Below are 13,990 nucleotides of genomic sequence, written 5' to 3' on the forward strand. Positions count from 1 at the left end.
TCTGCTTGCCATCAAACCGTGAGACGTAAGGCCGCAGTGTCGCTGTAAACACGCGCTGCATACGGAGAGCGCTGAGCTTTTTCGGATCGTTAGAATAACTCTAAAGCCAACTGCTTCTGAAGCGCATTGACTTCATCATGTGCTTTGCTTCCTTCGGTCCCGCTTCGCCTGCCGGCGCAGCGCCCACGACAGAAGAGGAGACGTTCGTGAAGGTTATTCGTGTTGTTGCCGTTGCATTGACGATCGGGATTGGCATGGGATCGGCAGCCTTGGCCGATGGTTTCAAGGACTGCACCAAGCTCGACAAGGCGTCGTGGAAGCCGGCGAGCGACGCCGAAGCCAAGGCCAAGGCGCTCGGCTACGAGGTGCGGCGCTCCAAGATCGAAGGCTCGTGCTACGAGGTCTACGGCGTCAAGGAAGGCAAGCTTTACGAGCTGTTCTACAGCCCAGAAGATCTCAGCCTGAAGCACACGATTGCGAAGTAGACCGCGCGAGATGGTCTGCGCGCAAATGGTCTGCGCAAAGTCATGCCTGAGGGTGGTCCTCGCTTGATCGAAGAAACGGTGCCGCACGCACGCGGGGGGTCCGACCGGACCCCCGCGGATCGAACCGCCGCGCGGACAGTCGCGGTCTGGGACCTCCCGCTGCGGCTCTGGCACTGGGCGCTCGCGGCTTGCGTTCTGGCCGCGTGGTCCACGCCGACCGTCTATGACGGACTTCACCGCATCGTCGGTTATGCCGTACTCGGCCTTCTTGCGTTCCGTCTGGTCTGGGGCTTTTGGGGAAGCCGCTATTCGCGCTTTCGCATGGTCGGCGTCAGACTTCGGGCCGCGCCGGGTTATCTCTGGAATCTGCGCCGCGGCATCACCGGCCGCTATATCGGTCTCAATCCAGCCGGCACGTTGATGCTGGTGGCGCTGCTGGTCTCGCTCGCGGTCTCGACGATATCAGGCGCGATGTCGGTGACCGTCACTTTCTTCGGCGTCTGGTGGATCGAGGACACCCACCACTATTCATCCGACGCGGTCATCCTCCTGGTCGTGCTGCACGTCCTGGGCGTGCTGTTGATGGGGCGTCTCCAGCGCGAGAACCTGATCCGCGCGATGATCACCGGCCGCAAACGAATCCGCGGGCACCTCTAAGCAGCACCGGGTTAATTCAAGCGGATGGAGCCTTGGGCCCGCCTAAACCCGTGGTTCCACGAGAATTAAGTCCTTCGCCCGCACCGGCTACCGCCAAACGGCGCCATTGTCGAGGTTGGGTTTACCTCCCGATAGGCATGCAACCGGGCATTGCAAGAAATTAACGTGACCAAAGCCAATCGGATCAATCGTCGAGCTTATTGACGAGGGAGGCGATTTCGATGTTCCGCGTTTTTACCTGCCTCACGGCAGAGCACGATTGGCGGCTTGTCATGCTCGCCGGTCTGGTTTGCTTCGCCGCAAGCATTGTAGCCGTCAGCATCTTTCATCGAGCGAACGCATCGCGCGCCTGGACGCGACTGATCTGGATTGCGATCGCCGGTGCCGCCATCGGTTATGGAATCTGGGCAACGCATTTTGTGGCAATGCTTGCCTACGAGCCCGGCGTCTCGACCGGTTACGCCATCACGCTGACAGCTTTGTCGCTCGCCGCAGCGATGATCCTGACGTCGGCAGGTTTTGGCGTTGCCGTCGGCAGCCCCGGCCGCTGGCGCGCGGCTGCCGGTGGCGGCATCATCGGCGGCGGTATTGCGAGCATGCACTATCTGGGCATGTCGGCCCTCGAAGTGCCTGGTCGCGTGACCTGGTCGCCGGAGCTGGTGCTCATCTCGATCGCCCTCGGCATGGTCCTAGGCTACGCCGCACTTGCGGTCGCCCTGGGTCGCAAGGACAGGTGGGGGACCTTCGCTGCGGCGCTGCTGCTGACGCTCGCCATCGTGTCGCATCATTTCACAGCTATGGGGGCGGTACAGATCGTTCCAGACCCGACGCTGGCAAGCGACACCCTGTCGCTTTCTCCCGGCTTCCTCGCCGTGGCAATCGCGGGCGTGGCCCTGTCGGTGCTCGGGATGAGTTTTGTGGGCGTGCTGGCGGATCGCCGGCTTGCGACCAGAACCAGCCGATTCGAGGAAGTTATCACTCAGCTTTCGTTTGCCAGGCAACAGGTGGAAGATTCGCAAAAGGAAATCCAGGACCAGAAGATCAGGCTCGACACGGCCATCAACAACATGGTCGAGGGCCTTTGCATGTTTGACACGGAGAAGCGGCTCGTCGTCTGCAACGAGCGCTATGCCCTGCTCTATCGGCTGCCGCCGGAACTGCTGAAGACGGGGACGCCGCACGTCGACATCATCAAGCACCGCGTTGTGAACGGCATCCTCAAGGGCGATACGAGCGAGGGCGCTGCCGGGCAATACATCTCGAGACTGGCTGCGTTGCCGTTCGACACAGTCTCGAGCAGGATCGACGAGTTTGCGGATGGTCGGTTGATCTGCGTGACGCGACAGCCGATGCCCGGCGGCGGATGGGTGGCCACGCATCTTGATGTTACGGAGCAACGCCGGTCCGAGGCCAAAATCACCCATATGGCGCAACACGATGCGTTGACCGACCTGCCAAATCGGGTGCTGCTCAGAGAGCGGATGGAGCATGCCATTGCAGTTACGCGCAATGGTGGTCTTGATCTTGCCGTGCTCATGCTTGACCTCGATCGCTTCAAGGAAGTCAATGACACGCTTGGACATCCGGCGGGCGATTCCCTGCTGCGCGCCGTCGCGGCGCGTTTGCGCGAATGCACCACGGAAACGGCGTTGATCGCCCGACTGGGCGGGGACGAGTTCGCGGTGATCGACTACGTGACCAGCCCGGCCGTGGAGGCCGCGACCCTCGCCGAGAACATCAGAAAGGCGCTTTGCAAACCCTTCGACCTCGGCGATCACCGGGTCACCGTAGGCACCAGCATCGGCATTGCCATCGCGCCGCGCGACGGCAATGATCCCGACGCGATCATGAAGAGCGCCGATCTCGCCCTCTACTCGGCCAAGAATGGTGGACGTGGCGCATTCCGTTTCTTCGAGCCGGAACTCGACGAGATCATGCATGCGCGACGGAATCTGGAGCGCGACTTGCGCGATGCGCTTGCCGACGGTCAATTCGAGCTCTATTACCAGCCATTCATCGACGCCGCGACCGGTAAGACCAGGGGCTTCGAGGCCCTGCTGCGCTGGCACCACCCGCAGCGAGGTCTGGTCATGCCGGGCGAATTCATCCCGCTTGCGGAGGAGACCGGCCTGATCGTGCCGCTGGGGGAATGGGTCCTGAGGACGGCCTGTGCGGAAGCCGCAAAATGGCCTGTCGATCTCAGCATCGCGATCAACCTGTCTCCCGCTCAATTCAGGAGCAAGGAGCTTGTGCCGGTCGTTGTCAGCGCGCTGGCGAGTTCGGGTGTGGCGCCGCACAGGCTCGAGCTCGAAGTTACGGAGACAGCGATCATGCATGACAGCGAAGCTGTATTCGAGGCCCTCGGTCAGCTGCGCCAACTCCGTGTGCGAATCGCCCTGGACGATTTCGGCACCGGCTATTCTTCTCTGAGCTTTCTGCAAAGATTCCCGTTCGACAAGATCAAAATCGACCGCAGCTTCGTCAGCGAACTGACCAGCGCGAGGGCAGAGGCGCAACATCTCGCGCGAGCAGTGGTTCGTTTCGCAGTCAGCTTGAGCAAGACCACGACCGCCGAAGGCGTCGAAACGAGGGAGCAGCTGGACATCCTGCGTGAAGACGGCTGCGCCGAAACGCAAGGCTACTATTTCAGCCGGCCGATGCCTGCATCCAGCATCGCGAAAATGCTGCTGCGAGATGACGGAGCAGCCGTCTGCGCTGCGTGAGCGTTCAGGCCGTCACTGCAGCGGCGGATCGCCTGAGGTGCGTTTTTTGGCGAGATCCATCTCGGTGACCGCGATCAAAATTTCGGCGCGGGTCTTCAGGTCGGGCGCTTCCAGCATCGCCTGCTTCTCGGCCACACCATAGGGCGACATCATCGCCAGCGCGTTGACGAGCGCCTCGTTGGGAGCGGTCTCGACGCCCTCCCAGTCGACCTTGAGGTTGTTGGCCTTCAGAAAGTCCGCCAGCACCGTCAGCAGTGCTTCGCGATCGACCTCCTCCTCGCCCATGCGCGGCGTGAAATCGTCGACGAAGGCGAAGAAATCCACCTTGCACTGCCGGTAGGCGGTGAGCACTTCGAGCTCCTCGAGCACTTTGAAGCGCGAGACACCGGTGAGCTCGAGGATGTAGCGGCCGTCGCCAGATTCCGCGAGTTGGGTGATGCGGCCGACACAACCGACGCGGAACAGCGCCGGCTTGTCGGAATTCTTGGGCGAGTGCGCGATGTCGGGCTGGATCATGCCGATCAGGCGATGGCCATCGCGGAAGGCATCGTCGATCATCGCGAGGTAGCGCGGCTCGAAGATGTTGAGCGGCATCTGCCCGCGCGGCAGCAGCAGCGCGCCCGGCAACGGAAACACCGGAAGGATCTCCGGAAGGTCGGCGGGCCCGCGATATTCGATGTTGATCGGCATCTGCCGGGTCCCCTGGCCTTGCCAGCGCGCGTCAGGAAAACAGGATGATCGACAAGCGCTTGCGTCCCTCGACGGTTGCATCGTCCGTGCCGCCCCAGGCCTCGAAGAACTGCACCAGCTGCTTGCGGGCGCCGTCGTCGTTCCATTTGCGGTCGCGCTTGACGATCGCAAGCAGCTGCTCGGTGGCAGCTGCCCGGTTGCCTTGGGCGTTGAGCGCGATCGCGAGGTCGAATCGGGCCTGATGATCGAGCGGGTTTGCGGCGACTTTCTGTTCCAGCTCGGCGACAGGCCCGAGCTGCTCCGCCTGCTCGGCCAGATCGATCGCGGTCTGCACGGCTTTCACGGCCGGGTCGTTGCGCTTGGATTCCGGCACCATGGCGAGCGTCTGCTTGGCCTGCTCCATCGCACCGGAGACGGCGTAGCATTTCGCGAGCCCGGCCAGGGCTGCGATGTTGGTCGATTCGAGCTGCAGCACTTCCGCGTAGATCTGCGCGGCCGCGGCGGCATCGCCCTCGGCGAGCACGGCCTCGGCTTCCTGGAGGATTTCCGCGATATTCGGCTCACCCGGCGCGGTCACGCCCTTGGTCAGCTTCTCGATGAAGGCGTTGAGCTGGCTCTCCGGGACCGCACCCATGAAGCCGTCGGCCGGCTGGCCGTTGACGAAGGCGATCACCGCCGGAATCGACTGGATGCCCATCTGGCCCGGGATCGCCGGGTGCTGGTCGATGTTCATCTTGACCAGCTTGACCTTGCCCTTGGCGGCCTTGACCGCTTTTTCCAGCAAGGGCGTGAGCTGCTTGCAGGGGCCGCACCACTCCGCCCAGAAGTCGATCAGCACCGGCTGGCGCTTCGATTCCTCGATGACGTCCTTCACGAACGTCTGGGTGGTCGTGTCCTTGATCAGATCGGCGGCAGCCGGGCCCGCTGCTCCGTTACCCTGGTCGATGATCGTCACGGGATCCCCTCGTCTGATGTCTGGAATTGGCGGGTCTTTAGCACGTCGCCAATTCATATGCTTCGCTGTTGGCCCTAAATTGGGCCGGGACGGCCGAATTTCAATCCGTGCGTGCCGATTCGACGGTTCCGGGGCCTTTTTGGGTCATTTGGCCGCGTTCGGGTCTATATCGGGCCTCCGATTGCGCATCTATGCCGCCGGTAGCTGTTGCATTCCCCTCCCGCTTTTGGCATACGACAGCCGTTGCCGGCGCAGTCATGTGACCGACACAGGATGCGGGTGTAGCTCAGTGGTAGAGCACGACCTTGCCAAGGTCGGGGTCGAGGGTTCGAGCCCCTTCGCCCGCTCCAATTTTTCCCAAAGCATCCAGCCGGACCGGACGGGCACGTGGTTTTCCACGCCGCTGGCGGCTGTATTGGGTAACGAATGACAATCCTGGTCACAGGCAGCGCGGGCCATCTCGGCGAGGGCCTTCTCCGCACGCTCCGCGGGCGCGGTTCGTCTGTGCGTGGGATCGACCTGAAGCCATCGCCCTTCACCGACGCTGTCGGCTCGATCGTCGATTCCGATTTCGCGCGGCGCCAGATGGACGGCGTCACCGCGGTGATCCACACCGCGACGCTGCACAAGCCGCATGTGGCGACCCACAGCAAGCAAGCCTTCATCGACACCAACGTCACCGGCACGCTCAATCTGCTTGAAGCGGCTGTGGCGGCCGGCGTGCGCAGTTTTGTCTTCACCAGCACCACCAGCGCGTTCGGCTCGCAGCTCCGCTCCGAGGCGGGACAGGCCGCGGTGTGGGTCACCGAGGACCTGCCGCCGATCCCGAAGAACATCTACGGCACGACCAAGCTGATGGCCGAGACCCTTTGCGAGCTGTTCTGTCGCGAGCGCGGCCTGCCTGTCGTGGTCTTGAGGACCTCGCGCTTCTTTCCGGAAGACGATGACGATCCGGCGATGCGGTCGGCTTACGCGCCGGAGAACGCGCAGGCCAACGAGCTGCTCTATCGCCGGCTGGATATCGCGGACGCGGTGAGCGCCCATCTGCTCGCAGTCGAGCGCGCGCCGAACATCGGATTTGCCCGCTACATCCTGTCGGCCACAAGCCCGTTCGAGCAGCGCCACCTGACTGCGCTGGCGCGCGACGCGGCCGGTGTGGTGCGCGAGCTCTATCCGGATTGTCCGGAGCTCTACGCGGCGCGCGGCTGGCGCCTGTTCCCCGCGATCGATCGCGTCTATGTCAACGAGCGCGCGCGGCACGAGCTCGGCTGGCGGCCCGAATTCGACTTCGCGCATGTCCTGAACTGTCTTCGCGATGATCGCGATTTTCGCAGCACGCTGGCGCGCGATATCGGATCGAAAGGCTATCATGAGACGATTTTCGACGATGGTCCCTACCCCGTCGCCCCGTAGCCGCCACCTTTGCTAATTCGCTCGACTCGTCAGATGTCTACCCGGAATCACCGGCAGCAAGATGGCCGGAGCCGTTCTACTGTGCATGGGGTTGTTTTCGCGTTTTTTTGTTCCGAACCTCCTGCTGCCTGTAAATTAGCCGCGCGTGATCTTGATTCCGCGCTGCAGCGAGAGCGTTGTTGTCGCGGCGTTCGCCATCATTGACTTTCCGTCTCAATTTTTACTGAGCGCTATCGCATCGCACGCGGCGCGCTTCTCACCGCTCGCAGATGTGCTAACCTTTCTGCGTCTGTCCTCTCGACAGAGTCCGAACTTCGCCTCTCGACAGCAAAATAAAATAAATGTGCAGCCCTGACGGCTGCCTTAGGGGAGTGACGCGATGAAATTCCATCGATCCGTCTTTCAATCCATCCTGGCGCTTGCAGCGGTTGCCCTTCTCGCGGGGACAAGCGTCGGTCACGCGCAGCAGCAGGACAAGAACAAGCCGCTGAAGAAATACGAATCCGGCACCAAGGAGTTCTGGACCCATCCGCCGGACGACTGGTTCCTCGGCGACGAGACCGAGGCGCAGAAGGGCCTGGCGCCGCCGTCGGGGCCGCCGACCGGCGCCTCCGACGCCGAACTCGCCAATATCGTCAAGAAGGTCAAGCTGCCGGCTGGCTTCAAGATGGAGGTCTACGCCTCCGGCGTGCTGGCCGCGCGGCAGATGGCCTGGGGTGACAAGGGCACGCTGTTCGTCGGCTCGTTCGGCCTCGGCAACGTCTACGCGATCAAGGACAACAACGGAAAGAAAGAGGTCAAGACCATCCTCAAGGGGCTGAACATGCCCACGGGTCTGGCCGTCAAGGACGGTGCGCTCTACGTCATCGCGGTCGACAAGCTGATCCGCTACGACGACATCGAAAACAAGCTCGACAATCCCGGCGAGGGCAAGGTCGTCTATGACGACATGCCGTCCTATGCCGCGCATGGCTGGAAGTACATCGCGGTCGACAAGGAAGGCTGGTTCTACATTCCGTTCGGACCGCCCTTCAACATCGGCGTGCCCCCGACCAGCGTCTCGCAGATCCGCCGCGTCGATCCCAAGACCGGCAATGCGGAAATCTACGCGCTCGGCGTTCGCAACTCGGTCGGCGGCGACGTCGATCCGCGCACCGGTAAGTTCTGGTTCACCGAGAATGCCCGCGACTGGATCAGCGACGATCTGCCCTCGGACAAGCTGAACATGATCAGCAAGATCGGCGAGCACTTCGGCTATCCCTACTGCCACCAGGGTGACCTGCCGGATACCAAGTTCGCGATGGGCCACAAATGCTCCGAGTTCACGCCGCCGGTGCTGAACCTCGGTGCTCACGTCGCTCCGCTCGGCATGAAGTTCTATACCGGCGACCAATTCCCGGCCGAGTACAAGAACAACATCCTGATCGCCGAGCACGGCTCCTGGAATCGTCACAAGTACCAGGGCGGCCGCATCATGCGCGTGATCGTCGGGCCCGACGGCAAGAACGCCAAGCAGGAGGTGTTCGCCTCCGGCTGGATCGAGGGCGACCAGGGCTATCTCGGCCGTCCCGACGACATCATCCTCGCCAAGGATGGCTCGATCCTCGTCGCCGACGATTGGGCCGGCGCGATCTACCGCATCAGCTACAGCAAGAAGTAGCGCAAGATGACACGAGGCTGCGGTGCCGAGCGGCGCCGCAGCCTTTCTCATTTCAATTTCGCACGCCGTCGTTTCTGATTGCGCGCCCCTTGCGCGCAAGCCCGGAACCCTTGGCCACGAACGCGGGTTATGGAATTCTCAGATGCGCCATTGCGCATCATAGCTCGCGCTTCTTCGCCCGGAATGGCGCGTTCGATAGATCGGAATCCCAATCATGCGCCGGCAGTTCATCTCGCACGCAATCAGCGCGGTTGCGCTTCTCGCGCTCGGTTCTCTCTCCGCAAGCGCCGCCGACAATGCTGCGATCAAGGAGAAGGCCGCCGTCTGCGCCGGCTGTCACGGCGAGAACGGCATCTCGCAGACCGAGAACATCCCTTCGCTCGCTGGCCAGCCCGATCAATTCCTGCAATGGCAGCTGGTGTTCTTCCGCGCCGGCTCGCGCAAGAACGATCAGATGCAGCCGATCGCCGAGGAGATCACCAACGAGGACGTCCGCAATCTCGGCGCCTATTTCGCCGCGCTGACGCCGCCGACAGCGGCGGAGGACAAGGATCCGGACCTGTCGAAAAAGGGCGCGCAAGTTGCCGCCGGCCGCCGCTGCGCCTCATGCCATACCGATAGCTTTGCCGGCACCAAGGCCGTCGCGCGGTTGGCGGGCCAGCGCGAGGAATACCTGGTCAAGGCGCTGCACGACTACAAGAGCAGCCAGCGCGTCGGCGGTGGCGGCGCCGCGATGGCCGATGTCGCCTATCACATGAGCGATGAGGAAATCACCGCCGTCTCGCACTATCTCGCGTATTTCAAATAGCGGAAGCTGCGGTCAGCCCGCCCGCTGCTTCTCATACGCCTTCAAATGCGTGTACGCGATGCGCAGCTTCGGCACCGGCACCTTGGCGGCATCGGCACGCTCGATGAGGTCGCCGATGACGTGATCGGCCTCGACCGGCAGGCCGGCCTTGACGTCGCGGAACATCGAGGCCGTCATCGGCGAACCCTCGGTGGTGAGGTTGCCCTTCACGCGCTCGAAGAACGGCCCGCCCGGCGTGTAGCCCGACGCGGCGGCGATCGCGCTGGTCTCGTCCAGCATGCCAAGCAGGAAATCCCTGCCGCCGGGAGCGGCGAGGATGTTGCCGACCGAGGTGCGCATCAGGCTGGTGGACGCAGCCAGCGAGGACAGGAACACCCACTTCTCCCACATGTCCTGCATGATGTTCTGGCTGGCGGTGGCCCCAACGATGCCGCTCTTGAAGGCCTCGTCGATCGCCTTGACCCGATCCGACAGCTTGCCATCGCGCTCGCCGTAATTGATCGACTGCATCGGCTGCAGCTGCACCACCTCACGCTTTTCGTCGAGCGTCGCGGCGATGGCGCAGAGGCCACCGAGCACGCGCTCCTTGCCGAACTTGCCGTCGAGGATGTCGAGATGCTTCATGCCGTTGAGCATCGGGATGATCGCGGTATTCGGCCCGACTGCTGCCGCGAACGACTTGATGGCGTCATCGAGGTCGAAGGCCTTGCAGCTGAGCAGCACGACGTCGAACTTGTCCTTGAGCGCGTCGGCCTGAACGGTCGGCGGATTTTTCAAGGTCACGTCGCCGTTCGGGCTCTTGATGACGAGGCCGGCGCTCGCGAGCTCGCTGGCGCGCCGCGGCCGGACCAGGAAGGTGACGTCGCGGCCCGCCTGCAACAGCCTGCCACCAAAATAGCCGCCGATGGCGCCAGCGCCGACCACGAGGATACGCATGGGATTGTCCTTGTTGTTTCTTGCTGTCGTCCTGGCGAAAGCCAGGACCCATTACCCCGACTGTATATTGTCGGGCAAGCTGGAGCCCCAGCTCGTCACAGCCACAGCCTTCGGTGGTTATGGGTCCTGGCTTTCGCCAGGACGACATCAGAGATGATGGCTCGATCTGTCCATCATACGAAAATCACTTCCCCGAGACCATCTCCTCGACCTCGCGCAACTGTTCCTTGCCGAAGAACATCTCGTCGCCGACAAAGAAGGTCGGCGAGCCGAACGCGCCGCGTGCAACAGCCTCCTCGGTGTTCTTGATCAATCTGCCCTTCACCTCCGGTTCCGCCGCGCGGGTGAACAGCTTTTGCGCGTCGAGGCCGGAGGACGCCAGCGCCTTGGCCGCGATTTCCGGATCGTCCATCTTCTTCGGCTCGCGCCACATGTGATGGAAGGCGGCCTCAACGTATGTTTCGAACACGCCTTCGAGCTGCGCCGCGATCGCCGCGCGCATCAGGTTCAGCGTGTTGACGGGGAAGAAGGGATTCCAGACATAGGGCTGCACCTTGAAGCGCTTGACGAAGCGCTCGGTCTCGACCGCCTGGAATTCCCGCTTGTTCTTGACGCCGGCAAGCGTCTCGGCCGGGGACTTGTTGTTGGTCGACTTGAAGATGCCGCCGAGCAGGATCGGCACGTACTCGAATTTAACGCCGATGCGTTGCTCGATGGCCGGAATCGCGAGATGACTGAGATAGGCGTTCGGGCTGCCGAAATCGAATAGGAATTGCGGGGCTGTGCGGGTCAAAATCATCCTCCCTGACCTGGCTTCTTGATCTGGATTGCCATCCATTGTGGCGCGGCGCGCACCACAGGTCCACCGTTTAATGACGGTCATAATACTGTGAGCGCGCGAACACGTTGGGCGCGAGTTGCGCGTACGAACGCCTCAAGCTCAAGCGCGGTCGCTGTAGGCGAGCTTGACGATGTGGTCGCGGATGTCGGCGGGCCAATCTGCGATCAGTCCGGTGAAACGCCGCCGGTCATCCGCAAACAGCGCGCGCGAAGCTTCCTCGAACTGCGGCAGATTGCCGGCCATGGTCGACATGAAGTGATAGGCCGCATCGCGCGCCTGCCGCGCGCGATCCTTGTCGCCGCTGGCACGCCGCGCCTCTTCGACAAGTTTCCGCAGCGCGACCGAAGCGCCGCCTGCTTGCGCGCTGAGCCACTCCCAGTGCCGCGGCAGCAGCGTCACCTCGCGCGCGACCACGCCGAGCTTCGGCCGGCCGCGGCCGCGCGGCCCGCTCGGCGATGGCGTCTCCTCAACCGGGGACGGGACAAGCTTCGCCAGCCGCGCCAGCACCTCGCGGTCTCCGCCGCGCAGATCGAAGTCGATCGTTCGGCCCGTGGCGTCCTCGAAGATGACGATGGGCTCGTCCGGCCGCTCCGCCATCCGCTTGACGACCAGCGCGACCTCTCCTGCCGGCCCGGAGACCAGACGGCGATGCCCTTGGAAAGCGGTGAAAGTCTTCTGCATTGGAATCATTGCCATATTGATCACGGTGGCGACTTTAATACCCGGGTGAATTACAAAGGTCAATATACCCGGGTTAAAATATCCGACCGGATGGCTCGACATTGCGTTCCCGGGCTGGCACGAACGCGCGGCCGATCGACCATGCCTAGCCCCGGGGACCACGCGATGCTGACCGTTCATCACCTCAACAATTCCCGATCGCAGCGCGTGCTGTGGCTGCTCGAGGAGTTGGGCGTGCCCTACGAGATCGTGCGCTATCAGCGACAGCCGGACATGCGCGCGCCGAAGGAGCTGCGCGCCATCCATCCGCTCGGCAAGTCGCCCGTCATCACCGACAACGGCAACACCATCGCTGAATCCGGCGCGATCATCGAATATCTCATCGCCACCTACGGCAACGGCCGGCTGGTCCCGCCGCCGAACACGCCCGAGCGGCTGCGCTTCACCTATTGGCTGCACTATGCGGAGGGCTCGGCGATGCAGCCGCTGCTGCTCAAGCTGCTGTTCACGCTGATGCCGAAGCGCGCGCCGGCGTTGCTCCGCCCGCTGGTGCGCAAGGTCTCGAACCAGGCGCTCACCGCATTGGTCAATCCGCAGATCAAGCAGCACATGGATTATTGGGAAGGCGAGCTCGGCAAGAGCGAGTGGTTCGCCGGCAACGAATTCACCGCCGCCGACATCCAGATGAGCTTTCCGCTCGAGGCAGCCCAGGCGCGCGGCGGGCTCGAGCTCGGCCATCCCAAGGCGATGGCGTTCCTGGAGCGCATTCATGCGCGGCCGGCATACAGTCGCGCCCTCGAAAAGGGCGGGCCGTATCAGGTCGGACGATAGTTGGCCTTCATCAGTCCGCGTGCAGCACGCGCCCGCGCGTCTCCGGCAGCGCGAAAGCGGCGATGAAGAACAGCGCGTAAGCCACCACCGCGAACATCGCGATCGCATTCGCAAGCGACGTCGTCGCCGACAGCGCTCCGACCAGGAACGGAAACAGCGCGCCGATGCCGCGGCCGAAATTGTAGCAGAACCCTTGGCCCGAGCCGCGCAGTCGCGTTGGATAAAGCTCGGTCAGGAACGCGCCGACGCCGGAGAAATAGCCCGAGGCGAAGAAGCCGAGCGGGAAGCCGAGCACCCACAGGATTTCGTTGGTGAGGGGCAGCTGCGTGTAAAGCAGCACCACCGCCATCGCGCCGATCGAGAAGGTCAGAAAGAGATTGCGCCGTCCGATCCGGTCGGCGAGCCAGGCGCCGGTGAGATAGCCAATGAAGGAGCCGATGATCAGCGTCGAGAGATAGCCGGTCGAGCCGACGATCGACAGATGCCGCTCCTTGGTCAAGAACTGCGGCACCCAGAAGGTGACGGCGTAATAGCCGCCCTGGCAGCCTGTCGCCATCAGCGACGCCAGGATCGTGGTCTTCAGGATTGGACCGGAGAAGATTTCCCAGAGCGCCGGGCGATTGCCGCTCGCGGCCTGCTTGGCGCGGGCCTCAGCCGCGATCTCCGGCTCGGTCACGGAGCGGCGGATGTAGAACACCAGCAGCGCCGGCAGCGCGCCGACCACGAACATCCAGCGCCACGCCGTCTCCGCCGGCAAAGCCGAGAACAGGATCGCCTGCGACAGCACCGCGAGGCCCCAGCCGACGGCCCAGCCCGACTGCACCGAGCCGACCGCTCGCCCGCGATATTGCGGCCGGATCGCTTCACCCATCAGCACGGCGCCCGCCGCCCACTCTCCGCCGAAGCCGAGGCCCAGCACCGCGCGTGCGATCAGGAGCTGTTCGAAATTCTGCACGACCGCGCAGACCAGCGAGAAGAACGAGAACCAGATGATGGTGATCTGGAGCGTTCTGACCCGGCCGATATGATCGGAGAGATAGCCGCCGAGCCAGCCGCCGATGGCGGAAGCCAGCAGCGTCACGGTGCCGGCGAGGCCGGCCGATCCCGCATCGACCTTCCATAGCGCGATGATGGTGCCGATCACCAGCGGATAGATCATGAAGTCCATGCCGTCGAGCGCCCAGCCCGCGGCGCAGGCCCAGAACGTCCGCCGCTCCGGCGCGTTCATGTCGCGATAGAAAGCAAGAAGGCTGGTGTCCTCGATCTCGGCGCGTTCGATGCGCTGGTTCGGATCAACGGTGGTCATGTGC

The 13,990-nt window shown here is 63.3% G+C and carries 13 protein-coding genes and 1 tRNA gene; 8 read left to right on the forward strand and 6 right to left on the reverse strand.

What is annotated here, in order from left to right; genetic code table 11:
* The first annotated feature begins 206 nt into the window (after positions 1–206).
* The 3 genes from ABIB80_RS04660 to ABIB80_RS04670 all read left to right on the forward strand — a co-directional run bounded on the left by ABIB80_RS04660 (position 207) and on the right by ABIB80_RS04670 (position 3,865).
* The gene (locus ABIB80_RS04660; RefSeq protein WP_007598654.1) at positions 207–485 is read left to right on the forward strand and encodes a PepSY domain-containing protein; all 279 of its coding nucleotides are present in this window, start codon (positions 207–209) and stop codon (positions 483–485) included.
* Between the two features lie 63 nt (positions 486–548).
* Positions 549–1,142 (forward strand): cytochrome b/b6 domain-containing protein, encoded by a 594-nt coding sequence (locus ABIB80_RS04665; RefSeq protein WP_035993875.1) that lies wholly within the window; start codon positions 549–551, stop codon positions 1,140–1,142.
* Between the two features lie 221 nt (positions 1,143–1,363).
* Positions 1,364–3,865 (forward strand): EAL domain-containing protein, encoded by a 2,502-nt coding sequence (locus ABIB80_RS04670; protein ID WP_007598656.1) that lies wholly within the window; start codon positions 1,364–1,366, stop codon positions 3,863–3,865.
* 12 nt (positions 3,866–3,877) lie between these two features.
* Here the strand turns inward: ABIB80_RS04670 and ABIB80_RS04675 are convergent, their stop codons facing one another.
* On the reverse strand, positions 3,878–4,555 hold the full coding sequence (locus ABIB80_RS04675) for an LON peptidase substrate-binding domain-containing protein (protein WP_007598658.1): 678 nt from the start codon (positions 4,553–4,555) through the stop codon (positions 3,878–3,880).
* A gap of 31 nt (positions 4,556–4,586) precedes the next feature.
* Positions 4,587–5,510 (reverse strand): thioredoxin, encoded by a 924-nt coding sequence (gene trxA / locus ABIB80_RS04680; protein ID WP_007598659.1) that lies wholly within the window; start codon positions 5,508–5,510, stop codon positions 4,587–4,589.
* Positions 5,511–5,785: 275 nt separating this feature from the next.
* Here trxA and ABIB80_RS04685 point away from each other — a divergent pair.
* The 4 genes from ABIB80_RS04685 to ABIB80_RS04700 all read left to right on the forward strand — a co-directional run bounded on the left by ABIB80_RS04685 (position 5,786) and on the right by ABIB80_RS04700 (position 9,391).
* Positions 5,786–5,860: transfer RNA gene (locus ABIB80_RS04685), tRNA-Gly, on the forward strand.
* Between the two features lie 76 nt (positions 5,861–5,936).
* Positions 5,937–6,923 (forward strand): NAD-dependent epimerase/dehydratase family protein, encoded by a 987-nt coding sequence (locus tag ABIB80_RS04690; RefSeq protein ID WP_007598660.1) that lies wholly within the window; start codon positions 5,937–5,939, stop codon positions 6,921–6,923.
* A gap of 379 nt (positions 6,924–7,302) precedes the next feature.
* On the forward strand, positions 7,303–8,583 hold the full coding sequence (locus ABIB80_RS04695; protein ID WP_007598661.1) for a PQQ-dependent sugar dehydrogenase: 1,281 nt from the start codon (positions 7,303–7,305) through the stop codon (positions 8,581–8,583).
* Positions 8,584–8,797: 214 nt separating this feature from the next.
* A complete protein-coding gene (locus ABIB80_RS04700) occupies positions 8,798–9,391 on the forward strand; it encodes a c-type cytochrome (protein ID WP_007598662.1) in 594 nt (197 codons plus the stop codon).
* Positions 9,392–9,403: 12 nt separating this feature from the next.
* Here the strand turns inward: ABIB80_RS04700 and panE are convergent, their stop codons facing one another.
* The 3 genes from panE to ABIB80_RS04715 form a co-directional block, all read right to left on the reverse strand.
* Positions 9,404–10,327 (reverse strand): 2-dehydropantoate 2-reductase, encoded by a 924-nt coding sequence (gene panE / locus ABIB80_RS04705; RefSeq protein WP_007598663.1) that lies wholly within the window; start codon positions 10,325–10,327, stop codon positions 9,404–9,406.
* A 184-nt stretch (positions 10,328–10,511) separates the two neighbouring features.
* Positions 10,512–11,126 (reverse strand): 2-hydroxychromene-2-carboxylate isomerase, encoded by a 615-nt coding sequence (locus tag ABIB80_RS04710; protein ID WP_007598664.1) that lies wholly within the window; start codon positions 11,124–11,126, stop codon positions 10,512–10,514.
* A 141-nt stretch (positions 11,127–11,267) separates the two neighbouring features.
* The gene (locus ABIB80_RS04715) at positions 11,268–11,864 is read right to left on the reverse strand and encodes a DUF2239 family protein (protein ID WP_219681877.1); all 597 of its coding nucleotides are present in this window, start codon (positions 11,862–11,864) and stop codon (positions 11,268–11,270) included.
* Between the two features lie 150 nt (positions 11,865–12,014).
* Here ABIB80_RS04715 and ABIB80_RS04720 point away from each other — a divergent pair, with 150 nt between their 5' ends.
* Positions 12,015–12,680 carry a glutathione S-transferase family protein gene (locus ABIB80_RS04720; RefSeq protein ID WP_007598666.1) on the forward strand — a complete coding sequence of 222 codons (666 nt, stop codon included), beginning with the start codon at positions 12,015–12,017 and terminating at the stop codon, positions 12,678–12,680.
* Between the two features lie 10 nt (positions 12,681–12,690).
* On the opposite strand, the gene ABIB80_RS04725 is transcribed toward ABIB80_RS04720, so the two are convergent.
* Entirely contained in the window at positions 12,691–13,986 is a 1,296-nt protein-coding gene (locus tag ABIB80_RS04725; protein ID WP_007598667.1) for an MFS transporter, read from the reverse strand.
* Between the last annotated feature and the right edge of the window lie 4 nt (positions 13,987–13,990).

The sequence above is a fragment of the Bradyrhizobium sp. i1.15.2 genome, from assembly GCF_040548425.1.
Taxonomy (GTDB): Bacteria; Pseudomonadota; Alphaproteobacteria; order Rhizobiales; family Xanthobacteraceae; genus Bradyrhizobium; species Bradyrhizobium canariense.

What these genes read in the sequence shown, in the direction of transcription:
- ABIB80_RS04670 (WP_007598656.1), top strand. Translation starts at nt 1,364, where the DNA reads ATGTTCCGCGTTTTTACCTGCCTCACGGCAGAGCACGATTGGCGGCTT.
- ABIB80_RS04675 (WP_007598658.1), bottom strand. Translation starts at nt 4,555, where the DNA reads ATGCCGATCAACATCGAATATCGCGGGCCCGCCGACCTTCCGGAGATC.
- ABIB80_RS04690 (WP_007598660.1), top strand. Translation starts at nt 5,937, where the DNA reads ATGACAATCCTGGTCACAGGCAGCGCGGGCCATCTCGGCGAGGGCCTT.
- ABIB80_RS04695 (WP_007598661.1), top strand. Translation starts at nt 7,303, where the DNA reads ATGAAATTCCATCGATCCGTCTTTCAATCCATCCTGGCGCTTGCAGCG.
- ABIB80_RS04700 (WP_007598662.1), top strand. Translation starts at nt 8,798, where the DNA reads ATGCGCCGGCAGTTCATCTCGCACGCAATCAGCGCGGTTGCGCTTCTC.
- panE (WP_007598663.1), bottom strand. Translation starts at nt 10,327, where the DNA reads ATGCGTATCCTCGTGGTCGGCGCTGGCGCCATCGGCGGCTATTTTGGT.
- ABIB80_RS04710 (WP_007598664.1), bottom strand. Translation starts at nt 11,126, where the DNA reads ATGATTTTGACCCGCACAGCCCCGCAATTCCTATTCGATTTCGGCAGC.
- ABIB80_RS04715 (WP_219681877.1), bottom strand. Translation starts at nt 11,864, where the DNA reads ATGGCAATGATTCCAATGCAGAAGACTTTCACCGCTTTCCAAGGGCAT.
- ABIB80_RS04720 (WP_007598666.1), top strand. Translation starts at nt 12,015, where the DNA reads ATGCTGACCGTTCATCACCTCAACAATTCCCGATCGCAGCGCGTGCTG.
- ABIB80_RS04725 (WP_007598667.1), bottom strand. Translation starts at nt 13,986, where the DNA reads ATGACCACCGTTGATCCGAACCAGCGCATCGAACGCGCCGAGATCGAG.